Below are 17638 nucleotides of genomic sequence, written 5' to 3'. Positions count from 1 at the left end.
CGCGATTCAGCCAAATAAGCGCATCCCAGTCCGCAAGCAAACTGCATTCCTCTATGGTTTCACTAACATCACTATCTTCGCTAACTCCGCTATCATCGCTATCATCGCTGTCTTCGCTAAATTCGCTAACTCCGCTATCTGCACCCGAGCCGCTACTTCTTCTGCTTCAAATACTCGTTATGCCGCGCTGCCATGGCCTGCACAGTCTGATCTAGCGACTGTGAGCCGAGGAAATATTTCTCGTACTCCTGTGAGCGCAGGTCCATTACCTCTTGCGGAAGGCTGCGGACGTAGGTTGGCGTCTTATTGTCGAACATGACGTACATCAGGGAGTCCAGATCGTAGGAGTCACTTTTGTCGCCGATGAGGCTCTTGAGTGCATCCTCCTGCTTGGCATCCTTGGAGGCCGGGAGTCTTCCGCCCGCTGCCATCGGGGACATGCCGCCATCGGAATACCACTTCAGGAACTCCCAGGCCGCTTCCTGCTTCTTGGACTTGGCATTAATGGAGATGTAATCGCCGAGGCCCCCGCGGGTCACGTAATCACTGGCGGATTCAGTGAGCCGGGGTACCGGAGCGAAGGCGATTTTGAAATCACGCGGGAAGTCGGTGAAGTTATTGGAGCTGCGCAGCAGCCACGCCCCGATATTGAGCATTGGCACCTCTCCGCTGAGGAAGACCTGCTCCACCGGCATCTTGGAAGTTAATTGCTCGCCGAGCGGCGGCGTGGTCTTATCGTCCTGCATCATCCCGTTCAGCGTCTCCAGCCATTGTCTGACCAGCGGATGATCCAGATTGGAGGTGCCGTCCGGCTTGGTATAGCCCTCCTGGGAGAGCACGGAGTCGATGGGGTCCACGAAGGGCTCCATATTTTGAATAAAACCGTACGAACCGCCGTTCTTCAGCTTCTTCGCATACTCGCGCAGCTCATTCCAGGTCCATTCCTTCGGAACGGGCAGACCGGCCTTGTCCAGGGCGTCTTTATTCAGGGCGATGAAGAATGGGCTTTTGGTCGTCGGAACGCCGTAGAATTTGCCCTCAATTTTCCAGCTCGCGGTGTCCGCGCCCATCTTCTCTTCAATGTTGTAATCGGTGTAGCCGCTGAGGTCCAGGGCCAGACCGGATTCCACCCGCTTGGCGGCATGGGAGATCGTATAGTTCACGAACAAATCCACATCCTGGCCGGTAATCATCGCCGTGTCCAGTTTCAGATTGCCGTCATCATCATTAACATAGCGTACATATTCCACCTGAATATCGGGGTGCTCCTTATTCCAGTTGTCCACGACCTGCTGCGGACCGGATTCCGGCGGGACACCGCCCCACATTTTGAGCGTAACCGGTGTATTCTTACCTGTAGCAGAGCTTCCATTGTGCGCTGAAGATGAATTGCTGCTGTTCCCGCAGCCTGTGGCCAGGCCCATGATCAGAACGAGTGAAGTGATTCCGGCAATAACACGGCTCTTATTCAAAAGCGACAACCTCCCTGTGTGTACTGTATAAGCTTGCAACTCAAGAATAGCAGATGGCCAGAAGCGTCAGAAGGAACAAAAAACAGTAGTATATGGAACATAACTTTACATTCTCTCCCCGGATTAGGGCAAGGGCGGTGATAGTGCAGGGAAACGTTCTATTCCGGGGCAGCCGCTGTGGCATCTTAAGCCCATTGTGTAAAAACACAATCATGTCAGATCATGTTTTTCTTTTTACCCAAAATGCTGCTGGAAATCATATGTTATGATTCTTTACATAAGAGAACTCTAACCTGACAGGAGCGATGAAAGATGATTATTGGCGTACTTAAAGAGATCAAAAACAATGAAAACCGTGTAGCGATTACCCCGGCGGGTGTTGTAAGCCTAACCGCTGAAGGTCACAAGGTGCTGGTGGAAGCTGGAGCCGGTGTAGGCAGCGGATTCCTGGATCAGGAGTATGCCGCAGCCGGTGCGGAATTGGTTGCAGAAGCTGCCGCTGTGTGGGCTGCCGCTGAAATGGTAATGAAGGTGAAGGAGCCGCTGGCCAGCGAATACGGCTACTTCCGTCCGGGTCTGATTCTCTTCACCTATCTGCACCTGGCTCCTGAGCCAGCCCTGGCGGCCGCGCTGAAGGACAAAGGCGTGTTCGCGATTGGCTACGAGACCGTAGTGGATGGCCGTACCCTGCCGCTGCTCACCCCGATGAGCGAGGTAGCCGGACGTATGGCCGTACAGCTTGGTGCGCAATTCCTGCAAAAAAACTACGGCGGACAGGGTATCCTGCTCTCCGGTGTTCCCGGCGTAAGCCGCGGCAAGGTCAGCATTATCGGCGGCGGTGTGGTCGGCACCAATGCAGCCAAGATGGCCATCGGACTTGGTGCCGAGGTGACCATTATCGATTTGAGCGCAGACCGGCTTCGTCAGCTCGACGATATTTTCGGTGCCCAGATCAGTACCCTGATCTCCAATCCGTACAACATTGCTAAGGCCGTTGCTGAGGCCGATCTGCTGGTAGGGGCAGTGCTGATTCCAGGCGCGAAGGCGCCTAAGCTCGTAACGGAAGCGATGGTGCAGACGATGAAGCCGGGCTCCGTCATTGTCGATGTGGCGATTGACCAGGGCGGGATTGTGGAGACGATTGACCGGGTGACCACGCACGACAACCCTGTATTCGAGAAGCATGGGGTCCTGCACTATTCGGTCGCCAATATGCCGGGCGCAGTCGCCAAAACCTCGACCATTGCCCTAACCAACGTCACCGTTCCATATGCCCTGCAAATTGCCAACAAAGGCGTATTCCAGGCCATCGAAGACAATGCCGGTCTGAAGAGCGGCGTCAACGTGGCCAACGGCAAAATCACCTGCCAGGCCGTAGCCGAAGCTCTTGGGGAAGAGTATTTCACGGTTGAAGCCGCTGTAGAGCAGGAATTCACGCTGATCTAACTTATAGAGAGGAAGTCGGCTAGAGTAGAGTGGCAGTGCAATAGACAGAGACGGAGTCCGGTGAGCAATCACCGGGCTTTTTGTGCGGAGTAGGCCGAATGTAATCGGAAAACCGATTACAATGGGCACGTGCGAGGGGGAGCGGTCCGGATGTAATCGGAAAACCGATTACAATGGACACGTTGGGGGTGTGCGGTCCGAATGTAATCGGAAAACCGATCACAATGGACACGTTGGGGGTGAGCGGTCCGAATGTAATCGGAAAACCGATTACAATGGACACGTTGGGGGTGAGTGGGCGGAATGTAATCGGAAAACCGATTACAATGGACACGTTGGGGGTGAGCGGTCCGGATGTAATCGGAAAACCGATCACAATGGGCACGTGCGAGGGTGTACGGGCTGGATGTAAGCGAACTGCTGGTGCGAAGACATGTATGCCGGATACACCATCCATGTAAGCTATCGCTGCACACTATTTTGTGTTTGACGCAAATTCTTCATCGGATGTCAGGTTTCCTCCACATTTCTTTTATCCCCCTATAGGCAACTGCCAGGCGCTGTAATATAATGTAATCACTTATATAAGCTTCGGCTATTCTTTGGGGTTGGGGTGGTAACATTGACAGAAGCAGAGCCAGCATTTGACCGTTTTTTTGACAGCATGGAATCCCTGGCGGATACCCTTAGTGAATCGCTTCAGGCTCAGGTTACGATTGAGGACAGCAATCATCATGTGATCGGCTACAGCTCCCATCAGTTTGAGAGCGATCCGGCGCGAATCTCGACCATTATCGGCAAAAGAGTACCGAATACCGTGATCATTGGCCTTCGCAAAAAAGGTGTGATGCACAGTCTGGAGAATACCGGCCATCCGATCCGTATCCCCGCCGTGATGGAGGTCGGTCTGGGTCCCAGACTTGCCATGTGCATCCGGCACCAGCAGGAGATTCTCGGCTATATCTGGGTAGTGGACGGTGGCAATCTTACCGAAGGTCATGCGGAACATATCGTGGAGAAGGCTGCCGGGATTGCCGGACGTTATCTGCTGAAGCAGCGCGGCTGGAAGACGAAGCAGGAGAAGACGTTCGAGGATTTCTTTTGGAAGCTGCTGACCTCGCATTATGAGAGTGAGCCGCGAATCCGCCAGGAGGCAGAGGCAGGGGCGATCCTGCTGCCGGAGCGTTATTATGTCGGGGTGCTGGAGAGAAGCAGGCCGGTGGATGAGCATTTTTTGCAGAAATTCCGCAGGGTGATGGATACCTATACCGGTCAGCGACTGCTCTTTCAGACTGCCGAGCAGAACCGGCTGATTATTCTGTTCTCCTTTATGTTTCCTGTGGAAGGGACGGGGCGTCTGTCTTCGTTCCTGCACAAGCTGCTAGGGGAGCTGGGCCAGAGCGAAGGCGGCAAGTTTACGGCAGGCTGCAGTCCGGAGTACCGTGAATATGCCTCGGCCGCCGAAGCGTACCGTGAAGCGGTGCAGATTTTGGAGCTGAAAAAGCTGCTGCCTTACCATACCCGTGAGCTGCTGCTCTATGAAGAGATCGGGTTCTGGGCGTATCTTCCGGCTATACTGGAGCAGAAACGGAGCCGCCCCCGCCGGAGTCTGCTGCTCTATCCGCTGAAGGAGCATGACCGTGAGCATAAGAGCGATTTCTTGAAGACCCTCGCCGTATATCTGTCGCTGAACGGAAATTTGAAGGAAGCGGCCGCTTTTCTGCATATTCATACCAATACCTTAATGTACCGCCTCAACCGGATCGCCGAGATTACAGGCCGGAGCCTCAAGGAGACCGATTACCGCACCTCCATCTACCTGGATCTTTTAACCGAGGAAACAGCGCAGGTGAATCTATGGTTCCAGGAGGCTGCCGGGTCCAGAGAGTAGCTAATGTTTGCGGGCGATCCGAAACGCGTTGGTAGCTGCTTCAAAGCCGATTTGAGGATAGAACGTTAAGGCCTCCTCAGAAGATAAAAGCACGATGGCTACTTGATCTCCTAAGGTCTGCTGAAGAAGTTTTACCAGGTCTTTGCCTATATTTTGCTTCTGATACTCCTTGATGACGGCCAAGTCTGAGAGGTAACAGCAGTAACAATAGTCCGTAATGGCCCGTGCTACTCCGACTACCCGTCCGCCATCCCAGCAGCTAATTAAGATGTCGGCTTGATCAATCATTTTGCCCATACGTTCTAGATCGCTGTGAGGGCGCTTTAGCCCCGATAATCTAAACACCTCGGCCATTTGTTCAGGGAGCAGTTTTTCATTGACCTTAAATTCTAATGCCATAATGACTCTCCTTTTACATTCATTTTTATTATTCTAATCTATAAATGAGCAAAAATGGATAAAGGATACTCTTGCATCGTTTATGATTAAGAGTATATAGAGCCTGCCTTTCTAATGGGTGGGTTCTTTATGTTGAAAGGACTTTCTTGCCCCAGAGGAAGCGAGAGCCCGATACAGGAACGTTGACATAAATTTAACTTTATAAGTAAATAATGTTATTATTACGTCATTCCTCTGGCAGTTCGCTCTGATATAATTTCTGCTAGGTAAGGGAAAGGAGATTAGAATATTGAAAAAAGAGCTAGGATTATTGATGTTATTGAGTGCCATTTTGCTTTCAGGATGTGGGTCAGATAAGCCTGCAACAGTTACACAAGGTGCAGACGATTCTCCCAGTAAACAAGTAACAACACAGCCGGAACAGATTACAGATCGTTCTGGAGATTGTACTGTAGACCGTATAAGCTTGGATATTGAAACCGCACAAAATTTCTATGGAACTTGGAAAGTTGAGAAACTTCTAGGGTTTGCAAGTTCATACAACGATGCTTCCGAATATCCCACAGGGCAAAAATTCATTGGAGATAAAATTATCATCGAAAAAGATTTTTTTTCATCAAAAGGACTTAAAAAATACACGAAATATCAAACTGAACTAAAAAATCCATTATACGAAATTACAACGACATGTACTAACTCTGACTCTTTTTATAGATTCTACAAAATAGATATTCCAGACTTAAATATAAAGGATGTAGTAAAAGTAATAGATGTAAGTGATCCTCATACAAAACTTGGCATACCTTCTGGCTTGAATTTTTTTGCTGTTAATAGTGATAGACTTATCTTGTTATCAGAGGCAACTATTTTTGAGCTTAAAAAAGTCTCGGATTAATGCAATGTTTGCTGAACCAAGTAGCGAACGACTAGTAACGCAAAGGAGCGGTCCTCCAATAACGGAGAAACGCTCCTTTTTTACATGTTAAGCTTTGAAGAAGCTATAAGTCTTGTTTCCACCTATAGAATATTTACTTTTGGGACAGCCTCTTTCCTGTTTATGTCTTAAAACGATTGAACTACAGAGTATATACTGGATATTTGTGAGTATAACCAGAGCCTTTACAAAATAAAGTGGCTTCTTCATTTCTTCGTCTTTGTAATTTTTTATCATATGAGAATGCTTTACTGACCAATTTTGAACAATTATCAATTTCGTTTGTTGTACGTGGGCCAATAAAAGTTGGATAGATTTGCTTATAGGCAAGCATGGCTCTTACATCTGGAGTTGTTAGCACCCCAGGACCTCCATTAAAAGTGAGTTAAACAAGGGCATCAAACTGATTTTGTGAAAGTGTATGGCCGTTAGGAAGTGACAATTTATTTACTGCCGAAACAGCCTTTGCAGTATCCTCAGTAAAAAAAGTATTTGCCTTAGACTGAGAAATTGGTGAAGTATAACCTAAATTTAAAGAACTTGATAGAGCATCAGCTTCTGCTTGGGTTAGAAGAGAATCCTTTGGATTACCGGTTGTATTTCTGTTATCAGATGTCCCCATCCAACTGTTGGATACCCAACAGGATCTCCATAAAATTTCAAAGAAAATCCCTCATGCGATTTGATAAGGTCTGCTCCGCCAGCGCCAAGATTTGCCATAGTAATCACTCCTGAAATTATTTTTAGTAGAAGAACAATAGGGAGGAATCAAAGCCAGAGCACCATTCCCAAGTTTTCTGCAATGCCGTATTGTCTTCACATTAAAAAAAGAGAAATAAGTCTCTTTATTTACAACCACGCTCCTAATTTTATTTCAATTCACTAATATCAAAAGTTTGTATAACCTCAATCATTTTGACATAAAGCTTTTAATCGGTGTTTGGAGATATTTTGTTGGGTGTAACCTAATTTTTTGGCTATTTCCTCGTCCTTAAGGTTGTGGACATAGGCTAGTGATAGAATCTCTTGTTGTCGGGATGAAAGGGTCTCATAAGCTTGAAAAAGTGCATAGTCTGTGATGTGATCTCTGAGATTTGCATGTATAACATCTGGATCATAAATAGTTAATAGGACAGATTCCATATTGTCATCGTTGTCTAGTGTTAGAGGAAACCGAGTGTCCTTCATTCTTCTTTTTTTGTCATAATTAATGGAGTTGTAATAAATAAGATTGGCCATGTACGAAATAAAACGGCGATTTAAACTATCATCCGGTTTCATTGTCTGCCCCTCCTTTTGAAGAGTTCCTTCCTACACTATAAAGAGAGATTAGATTCCTTTTTTACAATCATTTCCCAAATAATAAGAACAAATGTTCCTATATTTTATCACTCTAAATACTAGAGTCAATGTAAATTCCCTTTTACGAACCACGGCAAAAAAATTTATCGTTCTGGTTGTAATCCATCTGTGTAAATCACCTTATATAGTGAGGGCATCTGTTCTGAGCCTACCCTGCTAACTAGAGGAGTGTGATAGAAATGAAGAATGTACTATATGTACCGCTGGATGACCGGCCTGTGAATCTGGATGATGTGATTGTGCTAGGGAAGTCGGCCGGGATTCATGTGATCACACCGGATGTAACGGACCTTAAGAACCGCCTGGATTCGCAAAAGACAGCATCGGGCACAACCCTGTTGACCACAGGTTCACCGGCTTATGGAGACACAGCCAGGATCCGGCAATTTATTCTGGAGCACGCCGCTTCTGTAGACGGCTTCATCCTGTCGGCGGACATGCTGGCCTATGGGGGACTGATTGGCAGCCGCCGTCTGCGTACGGATGCAGGGGGCGCTTATCCCGCTTACGATGCAGCAATTACAGACTTGCTGGACGTCATCCGTGAAGTGAAACAAGCTTATCCGGACAAGCCGGTGTATGTAATGGACACGATTATGAGGCTGGCGACCACCTCTTTTGCGGGAGGACTGGACCTCGCGGCTTATACGGAGTCCCGTAATTTCATGCTTCAGCCGCGCAGAAGCTTCACGCAGTATGGCGATATTCTCAGCGGATATAACCTGTCCCCGACCGGCGACTATGGCAGTACGGCTACTTTTGATAAAGAGCAGTATTACAATACCAGAGCGCATAAATTCAAGACGAACCGCTATATTCTGGAGGTGCTGGCGCAGGAGGGCTCTATTGATTTCCTTGCAGTCGGTGTGGATGATGCTAACACTCAGGGCGTGCAGATTAACGAGATTCACTATATGGAGGCAGGCATTAATGAATGGCTGGGCGGGACCCAGGGTCAAAATCCGCACCGGGCCGTCATTCTCCCGGATGCAGACGGACTGGGACAGGCCTTGCTGGCGCGGATGGCGAATCAGCTCTACCGGAACGGGGCTACCACCAGGTACACCGTTGAATATTTCGGACCTCATGGCTCTACCCTTACGAGTCCGTATGAATATATGGATGTGCACCAGAACATTTTGCGTCATCTGGATATTGTGGGGGGAGTGGCGGTAGGCGATGCCCGTGAGGTGGAGATTATCGCGATTACCGCTGCAGATCAGGCGCTGGCTGCGGTTAACCGGATTGAATATAACGATTCCCGCGCCGTCCCGTCGTTAGTGATTGACTGTGTCGGCGCAGGTGCAGCAGATGCTGGTATAACTGAGACTCTGCTGGGCAGCAGGCATACTGGCGCGCTATTAGGATATAGTGGCTGGAACACGCCGGGGAACAAAATCGGCCTCGCACTGGGCATGGCCCAGGCCCGATATGCTTATGTCGTTACAGAGACCGATGCGGCTGCGCTGGAGCTTGCGGTTAACGCTCACGGCTCACTGCTGTTCAAGCGCTTCCTGAAGGACTATTTCTACAAAAGACTGGCGATTGGCGAAATCCGGACGTACTCCAGAGCCCATTCGCTCTATGAGAATGCTGCAACATTTACAGATCAGAATATGTTGTTGTTCAACAGCCCGGAGGACTACGCTCATCTTCAGGCTCTGCTGAGAGAGCGGATGCAGACACACACGGCTGCGCTTGCCGGAGAGAGCGCCTTCCTGATTGGCAGTGCTGAACCAGCGCGCAGTATCCGGCAGATTAACGGGGGCGATTGGGTCTTCTCGGAATATACCAGTGCTGCCCTTCCGTACGATGACCCCGATTATATCTGGGGCCGCGCCTTTGAAATTACTTTGAATCCTCATGTCACGTTAGAATAATAGGTGTTTTTGACCGGCAGCTCTCCGTGGATAGATTACGGGGGGCTGTTTACGCACCAATAGGAGGCCCGACACGTACAATAACCTATATTTCATGGCAAGAAGACGAAAGGGGGAAGCAGAATGGGGTATGGATACGCGGCTCCGGCAGATCCGGCATTTGAGAGCAGAATGCGGGGGGAGATTATTGCGGCAGCCCGGGCAATGAATGTAGGGGGTACAGATTTCTCGACCTTCGAGAATTCCCGCTGCAATCCGAGGTATTGGACCCGTACAGGAGGCGGCGGATTTGAGCTGAATTCAAATGTCACTCCTTCGGCGGCGATTAATGATATTTTTGTCAATGGACAGCTGTATGCCTTCGAATGTGCTATGGCGATGGTGATGATTCTCTATAAAGCGACCATCAACATGATTGGGGAGGCAGCCTTCAACCGGTATTTCACCGGTCTGTACCTGTGGGATTGGAACTATGACAGCAATCTGAAGCTGATTACCACGTTCAACCGGAATGAGCTGCAGCCGGGCGATGTGGTCTATTTCAAGAATCCCGACCATGATCCGTCTAAGCCGGAATGGCAGGGGGAGAACGCGATTATGTTGTCCAGAGACAGTTACTACGGACATGGACTCGGGATTAAGAATGCCACGCAGATGATAACCTCGCTTAACAGGGAGCGGGTGCCGGGCAGCCGGACTCCGGCCTATCTGGCGGATGAAGGGCTTCATCCGGACTTTGCTTATATTGCTTCACTGGGCAACGCGCGCCTGAACCTGCCGGTCTCCGCCAAAGTGAATGCAAAAACGTCCATCTTTTCCAGAATAGGTACGAAATCTTATATTATCCGCTAGAGCAGAGGAAGTTTAACCCTTGGACGAACGGAATTTGAGCGGATGCAGGCCGGTGGTTTTTTTGAATACTGTGCTAAAATAATGGGGATTCTCATAGCCAACCCGCTCCGAGATCTCCATGACCTTCAGGTCCGTGGTCAGCAGCAGCTCCTTCGCTTTGCCTATGCGGATCTGGGTGATATAGTCGGTAATGGTTCCGCCGGTCTCCTTCTTGAACAGCAAGCTGATGTAGTTAGGTGTCAGAAACACCTCCTCGGCAATCCTGGACACGGACAGCTCCGAGGCGTATCCCTCCTGAACGATAGTACGGATGCTGCTGACGATCCGGCTGTTCCTGGAGGTATTCTTGCCTGCCACATAAGCGCTTAAATCATGCAGGAGCGACAGCATATACGCCTTAAGGCCGGTAATCGTGGTCTGCTGATATAGCTTATCCATGATGCTAATCCGGTCGCTCAGCACCTGACCGATATCCTCATCAATCTCATACAGAGCTCTGGCGGAGGTGAAAATCATCTCTGCGCAGAGGCTCTGCACATATTCAATTCTATGCTTGGGCCCGGCCAGCCCGTCAAAGAGCTGCTCCATCAGCCGGGTGACAGTGTCCGTATGTCCTGCCTTCAATTCATTCATCAGCCGGGCCTGGAGTTTATAGATAAAGGTGCTCTGCAGCTTCTCCGTGTCGGGCTGGATATCCTTGATGTAGAGGACGGAGGCGGGACCGGTATAGAATTTGTACACCAGCGCAGCCAGCGCATCCTTATAGGAATCCTCAAGCTGGCCCGCCAGCGGACAAGCCCGCCCGATGCCGACGGAGGCGTCCAGCCGCAGATACTTCTGAATGTTGGCGATAATCTGCCCGCAGGTCCCGGAGATGGAGTGGGACGGAGGCGTCTGCGGGGTGCAGAACACCAGGATGAACTCGTTCTCGCTGGCCACGAAGCTGATGGCGCAGGGGTGGCTGTCCAGGCTCTCCTGAATGATATTCTGGATGGAAAAATAAAGCAGCTGCTTGTGCTCCTCCGAGTATTTGTCCACCGCGCTCCGGTATTCATCCAGCTGGAGTACACATACGCTGAGAGGCGTCCCTTGCTGGAAGGGCAGGGAGAAATACTGTATCTTCTGCCAGATCTCCTTCTCCCTGCGGTAGAGGCCGGCGATCAGATTCTGGAGGAATTTCTCCCGCAGCAGCGGCATATTGTCTTGAAGCTGCTGCTTAAGCTGCTCCATATCCAGCTGCTGCTCGCGCTGCTCTGTCAGCTTCGCCACCGCCTGACGGAAGACACTGCGGATCTCGGGCAGCTTGACAGGCTTCAGAATATATCCCTCTGCATTGACCTTCAGCGCCTCCCGGGCGTAGGAGAAGTCCTGGGCGCCGCTGATAATAATAATCCGGGTGGCGCAGCCTGCTTCCCGCAGCTTCTCTGCTACCTCAAGTCCCCCCATTAGCGGCATCATAATGTCGGTGAACAGGATGTCCGGCCGGAGCTTCAGGCATAATTCGTAGGCTTCCAGTCCGTCCGAGGCTTCCCCGATAAGCTCAATCCCGAACTCTTCCTGCCAATCGAACACACGGATCAGACTGCTGCGGATAAACGGCTCGTCATCCGCTACGATCATCGTTAACATCTTCGTTCACCTCATTCCAAGTAGTGACCACCGGGAACCGGATGACAGCCAGCAGACCGCAGCCGTCTTCGGTATTGTCGTAGTAACGGATGCCATAGGACTCTCCAAAAAACTGCCGGATCCGCATATGCACATTGCGGATGCCATAAGACTGGTTGCCCGGCTGCGGGTCTGCCAGCAATTGGTTCAGCCGCGCGGGATCTGCGCCTATGCCATCGTCGAACACGGAGATGCTAAGCAGCTCCTGTGTCTGCTCTACCCGGATGCGGATCGTGCCTGTGCCCCGCCGCTGCTGAATCCCGTGAATCAGGGCATTCTCCACCAGCGGCTGGAGACTAAGCTTCACCACCAGACATTCCTCTGCCAGCGGCTGGTCCGTCTCCTCCAGCTCATAGTGAAGCCGGTCCTGGAAGCGGAACTGCTGAATCTGCAGATAGCTCTCGACCTGCCGCAGCTCATCGCGGAGCGGGATGATATTGCGGCCCTTACTCAGGCTGTACCGGAAGAAATCCGAGAGCGAGGTGACCATGCTGCTGATCTCGGGAATATCGTGGTTAATGGCAATCCAGTTAATGGAGTCCAGGGTGTTGTAGAGAAAATGCGGATTGATCTGGGCCTGGAGCATTTGCAGCTCGGCTTCCTTTTTGCGCAGCTCGGTGACGTAGAGCTTGTCGATCAGCGCTTTAATCTGCTGGAGCAGCTTGTTGTAGCGGTTGAATAAATAGGAGAATTCGTCCTTGCGCCGGTAACGGATGGGGATATTGAAGTTCCCGCTCTCGGCATGCGACATTGACTGGATGAATTTGCGGATGGGTGCGGAGATATTCTCGGACAGCAGCAGCGCCATCAGGAAGGAGACGAGCATGCAGATGACAATTACGGCGTACATCACCCGGCGGAAGGAGATCAGCTCCCCGTTAAGCTCGCGGACAGGCGAGAAGGACAGGATGGTCCAGCCGGTGTTCTCCAGGGTTGTGTACGAGACGAGCATCTCCTCGCTTCCGATGGAGTGGCGGAAGGAATGCAGAGCGGACGGGTGGTCTGGAGGGAGCGGGTTACCTGTGTGGTCAGTGTGGTCAGTAACGTCTGTAGTCAGGCTAAGCTTGCTGTAATAATCCTGGGCGGCGATATTCTGGCCGATCAGCGACGGCTCGGGGCTGATGGCGATGGTTCCGGACTTGTCTGCGATATAGACCTTACTGCCGGGCGTGGGCTTATAATGCTCCAGGAGCGTGCCGAATTCGGCCGCCGGAATATCCAGGGTGAGCAGTCCGACATAGGGCAGTTGTGCATGCCGGATACCGAACAGGCGCTTCGCGAATTTGAGGGTGAACCGGGAATCCAGCGAGCTAAGTCCGACCACGGCAAAATCGGCTTTGGCCGGAATGCTTAAATACCAGGGCTTCAAGGTGATAAGATCAATATTGAATACACGGCGTGAGAAGTTATATTGGGTATATTCCGGCCGGTTCAGCATATAGAGCATAGGGACGAAGCTGTTGCCGGAGGTCCCGTTTGCTGGGAAATCCTCAAGGATTTTGCTAAGGGAGGCCAGCTCATTAATGATTCCGGTGCTGTCTGCTGGCCGGTTGGAGGAGATGAGGTCCGCGAATTCAGAATTCAGGTACAGCGCAGTCATGGCTTGATTGGCGGCTTCGAACCGCTGGGACAGATTATCCTGAACCAGATTGAAGTTATTCTCAATCGATGTATTCATATTCCGGGTAATGATCCCGGCAGATTTGTTATAGATGGTGACCGAGATGATCGTAGTCGGGAGAAGAACGAGGAAGAGGAAGTAGAGAATCAGGCGGCTGCGGATGCTGAAATTGTAGAGGAAGAGTGCCTTCGACAACGAATCGTAATATTTCTTCATCGGAGTCCTCCTTCCGGGGTAATAATTGGTATACATTGTAAAACGCGTGAAGTCAGGATGTCAACGCAGGAGGTGCGGTGTGAAAAGGTTATTGTTCAAATATAAGAATTCATATGTTTCACATGATAACTTATCCTTTTATTTCTCACTGAAACGGTACCGTCCTGTAAAAGGACGCCAAAGCCGTTTCCACTTGTATCTTATTGCCGTCTTAGGCTGCGGGCTGGTTATTTACACTCTTGGTTCTAACCGCCCGCTGCTGCCGGACCTCACTCCAGGCGAGAAGGCCGTACCGGCGGCGCAGCCCACCCGGGTGAGGGTCGCCCTGTCTGACTGGACGGAGAACCTGGAAGTGAAGAACGCCATCAGCCATTACAATAAAACGAATCCCGATCAGATTGAGATTGTGCCCATGAACCTTGCAACAGACGCCTACGACGATACCTTGAATATGCTGATGACCTCCGGGCAGGGGCCGGATGTGTTCAGTGTGGATAACGCCTGGCTGGCCACTTATGTCAACAAGGGGTATCTTGCTAATCTGTCAGCGGAGCTGGATGCGGGCTGGCTGCTGCGCTTTCCGGTATGGGCGAGGGCGTACGCGTCCGGCCCGTTGTTCAAGGGCGGAATCTACTTCATGCCCTCCAGTATTGATACCGTCCGTCTCATCTACAATAAACAATTGTTCCGGACCGCCGGACTTGACCCGGAGCAGCCTCCGCATACCTTCGCTGCACTGGAGCAGGCTGCCCTGCAGATTAGCCGGGCCGGAGCACCTGTGAACAAATACGGCTTCGCGTTGCCCGCCGGGGATAGCCGGGCCAGTCTCCAGGCCGGGCTGGAGCTATCGAATACCTACAGCGGTTATTATCTTTATGATTACCGGTCGGGCCGTTATGACCTGAGTGTCTATGCTCCCTGGCTGCAAATGGTACGGGAGATGAAGCAGCAGGGCAGTCTCTATCCGGGGGAGACTCTGCTGAAGCTGAGCAGTGCGCTCCGGCAATTCGCGGACGGCAATATCGGTATGATGTATGTTACCAGCAAAGATTATGTCAGGCTGCAGGAGTATATGCCTAAGGATGACTGGGGGGTAGCGCTCCCTCCCGCAGCGGACCTGTCACGGCGCGGGGCCGGGGCCCTGATGATGGTCCCCCACGCTCCGCTGGTGGTGAACAGTGCAGCGCAGAGCCGGGAGGCTGCGGTGAAGGTCTGGCGTTTTTTTCAATCCCAGGAGTTCCTGGGCATGCTGTACCAGCAGGCGCTCGCCCTCCCGGTGACAGACGGGATTATGGATCAGCCGGGCGCTTCGCGCGGGCTGCGCCACTTCAGGGAATTCTATCCCACCGCAGCAGAATCGGTCTACCCGCTCTCGCCGCAGATCATGGACCAATACGATCCGAATACGGTGTCGATGGAGCCGCGTTATTCAGGCGACCGTCCAAGAATGCAGCTGTACCTGCGGATCATCGCGGGAGATATTCCGCTGGACCAGGGACTGGGCAGCGAGAGTGAGCGGCTGAATCAGATGCTGGATATTGCAGCTACCGGGTATTCTTTTCGGCGTGAGGAGTATATCTATCCGCAGTTCGATCCCCGTTCCCCGTTATTGGGGGAGAGCCTGCAGAGCCGTTCGGGCAGCGGACGGGAATAGAATAGGCTTATATTCAGGGACCTTTCCCGGCCAATGCGGCTGAGGAGAGGCTCTCTTTGTGTTGTCTCCTATTTATACAGGATGCTTGCCGGAATCTAGCTCTACTGCACACACCCTGCCAGAATCGCAGAATATTACTATATTGATCCATCTTTCTGCTGCTAGCTTCTATGTAGTCAAAAGATAGATTAAGCGAGGAAAGGACAATCTATCAGGGCAATGCAAATCTGTCATTAAAGGAGACTGGGAAATGACTCTACTATCTACAGGACCACTGGAAAATAATGCAGTAGGAGGGGTGAGACCCACTACGCAGGTTACGGTCAGAATTGATAACCGCAGTAGTGTTGTAGCTTCTACAGTATCTTTACAAGGCTATTACATGCAGGGAGGCATGCGGGTACTGTATGTCAGTCAATCACTTAATGTAGCTGTTAATGGATCTATTACTAATACTTATTATGCGGATCTGGACGCCTTTGAATTTGTGTTTGACACTCCAGCAATTGTAGATGATCCGGTTCAGATCTCTGTATGGGGGAAGAGCAGCACGGGACAGCTTGTTACTGCCCACCGGCTGGTCTCGGCTGAACTATTGGGTGATACTGGTGTAACGGGTGCGACTGGGGCTACTGGAGCAACCGGTGTGACGGGTCCGACAGGTGCGACAGGCGCGACGGGCGCAGGAGTAACAGGAGCGACGGGCGCGGGAGTGACCGGTGCGACTGGCGTGACAGGTCCGACCGGAGCAACGGGCGCAGGAGTAACGGGAGCAACGGGCGCAGGAGTAACGGGAGCGACCGGGGCAACGGGAGTGGGAGTGACCGGGGCGACTGGAGCTGGGGTAACCGGTGCGACCGGCGCAACGGGTCCGACAGGTGCAACAGGTGTGGCAGTGACAGGGGCGACCGGTGCAACGGGAGTAGGAGTGACCGGAGCGACTGGAGCTGGGGTGACCGGTGCGACTGGCGCAACGGGTCCGACAGGTGCAACAGGTGTGGGAGTGACAGGGGCGACCGGTGCAACAGGAGTGGGAGTGACCGGGGCGACCGGAGCAACGGGAGTAGGCGTGACCGGGGCGACTGGCGCTGGGGTGACAGGTGCGACTGGCGCGACCGGAGTAGGCGTGACCGGAGCGACTGGAGCTGGGGTGACCGGTGCGACTGGCGCGACCGGAGCAACGGGAGTAGGAGTGACGGGAGCGACTGGTGAAACGGGTGCAGGAGTGACCGGGGCGACCGGTGCAACGGGAGTGGGAGTGACCGGAGCGACTGGTGCAACGGGAGTAGGAGTGACGGGAGCGACTGGTGCAACGGGAGTAGGCGTGACCGGGGCGACTGGTGCAACGGGAGTAGGCGTGACCGGGGCGACTGGGGCAACGGGAGTGGGAGTAACGGGAGCGACCGGGGCAACAGGGGCGACTGGAGTAACCGGAGCAACGGGAGCAACCGGGGCAACGGGAGCAACCGGGGCAACAGGTGATACAGGAGCGACCGGGGTAACTGGGCCAACGGGAGCAGCGGTGGCAGGAGTGGCGGGAGCAGCAGGTGCGACCGGTTCGACCGGAGCAACGGGCCCGAATTTTGCAGCGGAAGGATTCTCCGCCTTGCTGCCGACATTCTCGGCCACGACCAGTACGCAGCTAACGGGTTGGACTGTAAATTCGCCGTTCTATGACAGTGCGACACTTAATGATGCTACAGGAAGCTATACGATCCCGGCATCCGGCAGATATTCAATCAAGGCGACTATTAACTATAGCACTACGGCCGCGATCACGGTTGCATTGGGGGCGGGAATTGATCCGGCTTTTGTAGTGCGGAGAACATCTCCGACAGTAACAGATCTGATAACCGGATTGTTCCCGCTGCTCAATGTTAACATTGCGCTTCTTATAAGTCTGCGGACGATTCTTGGTAACGGTACAGTAACATTGTCAGGCGAGGTTGAACTGAGTGCAGGCGATGTCATCGGCCTCTTCTATGTAGCAGATGGATTAACTCTGCCACTGGATCTCGGCGGTCAATCCTCGGGTATTGTGTGGTCTGTCCACAGACTGACCTAATCCCGCCAGGCGGATCAAGCGCATAAGCTTCAGCTAAAAGAGCGTTCCACAGCGGTTATCGTGGAGCGCCTTTTTGTGTTTTGTCCTTGCCTCTGTATAGCTTCCGGTACGAAAAATAATTGGATTTTCGCCACTAATTCGTGAACAGAGGTCTTCGTGTACGAAAACAGTTGGAGAA

At 52.0% G+C, this 17638-nt stretch carries 15 protein-coding genes; 7 read left to right on the top strand and 8 right to left on the bottom strand.

Annotation, left to right across the window (positions count from 1 at the left end):
- Positions 1-152: 152 nt before the first annotated feature.
- Complete coding sequence (locus tag NSU18_RS18245; RefSeq protein WP_341149721.1) at positions 153-1472, bottom strand: ABC transporter substrate-binding protein; 1320 nt, start codon at positions 1470-1472, stop codon at positions 153-155.
- Between the two features lie 312 nt (positions 1473-1784).
- Here NSU18_RS18245 and ald point away from each other — a divergent pair, with 312 nt between their 5' ends.
- On the top strand, positions 1785-2918 hold the full coding sequence (gene ald / locus NSU18_RS18240) for an alanine dehydrogenase (protein WP_341149720.1): 1134 nt from the start codon (positions 1785-1787) through the stop codon (positions 2916-2918).
- A 622-nt stretch (positions 2919-3540) separates the two neighbouring features.
- Positions 3541-4809, top strand: coding sequence for a PucR family transcriptional regulator (locus tag NSU18_RS18235; RefSeq protein ID WP_341149719.1), 1269 nt, complete (start codon positions 3541-3543; stop codon positions 4807-4809).
- Here NSU18_RS18235 and NSU18_RS18230 read toward each other — a convergent pair whose 3' ends face one another.
- Positions 4810-5208: a GNAT family N-acetyltransferase gene (locus NSU18_RS18230; RefSeq protein ID WP_341015173.1), complete on the bottom strand. Its 399-nt coding sequence runs from the start codon at positions 5206-5208 to the stop codon at positions 4810-4812.
- Positions 5209-5497: 289 nt separating this feature from the next.
- Here NSU18_RS18230 and NSU18_RS18225 point away from each other — a divergent pair, with 289 nt between their 5' ends.
- Positions 5498-6103: a hypothetical protein gene (locus NSU18_RS18225; RefSeq protein WP_341149718.1), complete on the top strand. Its 606-nt coding sequence runs from the start codon at positions 5498-5500 to the stop codon at positions 6101-6103.
- 181 nt (positions 6104-6284) lie between these two features.
- On the opposite strand, the gene NSU18_RS18220 is transcribed toward NSU18_RS18225, so the two are convergent.
- From NSU18_RS18220 to NSU18_RS18210, 4 genes are all read right to left on the bottom strand, one after another.
- Complete coding sequence (locus tag NSU18_RS18220; protein WP_341149717.1) at positions 6285-6503, bottom strand: hypothetical protein; 219 nt, start codon at positions 6501-6503, stop codon at positions 6285-6287.
- Positions 6504-6527: 24 nt separating this feature from the next.
- Entirely contained in the window at positions 6528-6764 is a 237-nt protein-coding gene (locus tag NSU18_RS18215) for a hypothetical protein (protein WP_341149716.1), read from the bottom strand.
- On the bottom strand, positions 6710-6862 hold the full coding sequence (locus NSU18_RS32425; RefSeq protein ID WP_445321812.1) for a glycoside hydrolase family protein: 153 nt from the start codon (positions 6860-6862) through the stop codon (positions 6710-6712). The genes NSU18_RS18215 and NSU18_RS32425 overlap by 55 nt, the downstream gene beginning before the upstream one ends.
- 186 nt (positions 6863-7048) lie before the next feature.
- Positions 7049-7423 carry a sigma-70 family RNA polymerase sigma factor gene (locus tag NSU18_RS18210; protein WP_341015168.1) on the bottom strand — a complete coding sequence of 125 codons (375 nt, stop codon included), beginning with the start codon at positions 7421-7423 and terminating at the stop codon, positions 7049-7051.
- 260 nt (positions 7424-7683) lie between these two features.
- Here NSU18_RS18210 and NSU18_RS18205 point away from each other — a divergent pair, with 260 nt between their 5' ends.
- Positions 7684-9384 carry a DUF4127 family protein gene (locus NSU18_RS18205; RefSeq protein ID WP_341149715.1) on the top strand — a complete coding sequence of 567 codons (1701 nt, stop codon included), beginning with the start codon at positions 7684-7686 and terminating at the stop codon, positions 9382-9384.
- 123 nt (positions 9385-9507) lie between these two features.
- Positions 9508-10236 (top strand): protein-glutamine gamma-glutamyltransferase, encoded by a 729-nt coding sequence (locus NSU18_RS18200; protein WP_341149714.1) that lies wholly within the window; start codon positions 9508-9510, stop codon positions 10234-10236.
- A 12-nt stretch (positions 10237-10248) separates the two neighbouring features.
- Here the strand turns inward: NSU18_RS18200 and NSU18_RS18195 are convergent, their stop codons facing one another.
- Both NSU18_RS18195 and NSU18_RS18190 read right to left on the bottom strand, forming a co-directional pair.
- The gene (locus NSU18_RS18195; protein ID WP_341149713.1) at positions 10249-11865 is read right to left on the bottom strand and encodes a response regulator; all 1617 of its coding nucleotides are present in this window, start codon (positions 11863-11865) and stop codon (positions 10249-10251) included.
- Complete coding sequence (locus tag NSU18_RS18190; protein ID WP_341149712.1) at positions 11840-13741, bottom strand: sensor histidine kinase; 1902 nt, start codon at positions 13739-13741, stop codon at positions 11840-11842. The genes NSU18_RS18195 and NSU18_RS18190 overlap by 26 nt, the downstream gene beginning before the upstream one ends.
- A gap of 79 nt (positions 13742-13820) precedes the next feature.
- Between NSU18_RS18190 and NSU18_RS18185 the strand changes: the two genes are divergently transcribed.
- Together NSU18_RS18185 and NSU18_RS18180 are read left to right on the top strand one after the other, a co-directional pair.
- Positions 13821-15395 carry an ABC transporter substrate-binding protein gene (locus NSU18_RS18185; protein WP_341149711.1) on the top strand — a complete coding sequence of 525 codons (1575 nt, stop codon included), beginning with the start codon at positions 13821-13823 and terminating at the stop codon, positions 15393-15395.
- A 250-nt stretch (positions 15396-15645) separates the two neighbouring features.
- The gene (locus tag NSU18_RS18180; protein WP_341149710.1) at positions 15646-17460 is read left to right on the top strand and encodes a hypothetical protein; all 1815 of its coding nucleotides are present in this window, start codon (positions 15646-15648) and stop codon (positions 17458-17460) included.
- The last annotated feature ends 178 nt before the right edge of the window (positions 17461-17638 follow it).

Origin of the sequence: Paenibacillus sp. FSL H8-0048, assembly GCF_038002825.1 — a bacterium.
In the GTDB taxonomy this organism is placed as follows: domain Bacteria; phylum Bacillota; class Bacilli; order Paenibacillales; family Paenibacillaceae; genus Paenibacillus_AQ.
This window is presented reverse-complemented; position numbering and strand designations above follow the sequence as displayed.

Coding starts and splice junctions, on each gene's coding strand:
- ald (WP_341149720.1), top strand. CDS start 1,785: ATGATTATTGGCGTACTTAAAGAGATCAAAAACAATGAAAACCGTGTA.
- NSU18_RS18230 (WP_341015173.1), bottom strand. CDS start 5,208: ATGGCATTAGAATTTAAGGTCAATGAAAAACTGCTCCCTGAACAAATG.
- NSU18_RS18215 (WP_341149716.1), bottom strand. CDS start 6,764: ATGGGGACATCTGATAACAGAAATACAACCGGTAATCCAAAGGATTCT.
- NSU18_RS32425 (WP_445321812.1), bottom strand. CDS start 6,862: ATGGCAAATCTTGGCGCTGGCGGAGCAGACCTTATCAAATCGCATGAG.
- NSU18_RS18210 (WP_341015168.1), bottom strand. CDS start 7,423: ATGAAACCGGATGATAGTTTAAATCGCCGTTTTATTTCGTACATGGCC.
- NSU18_RS18205 (WP_341149715.1), top strand. CDS start 7,684: ATGAAGAATGTACTATATGTACCGCTGGATGACCGGCCTGTGAATCTG.
- NSU18_RS18200 (WP_341149714.1), top strand. CDS start 9,508: ATGGGGTATGGATACGCGGCTCCGGCAGATCCGGCATTTGAGAGCAGA.
- NSU18_RS18195 (WP_341149713.1), bottom strand. CDS start 11,865: ATGTTAACGATGATCGTAGCGGATGACGAGCCGTTTATCCGCAGCAGT.
- NSU18_RS18190 (WP_341149712.1), bottom strand. CDS start 13,741: ATGAAGAAATATTACGATTCGTTGTCGAAGGCACTCTTCCTCTACAAT.
- NSU18_RS18180 (WP_341149710.1), top strand. CDS start 15,646: ATGACTCTACTATCTACAGGACCACTGGAAAATAATGCAGTAGGAGGG.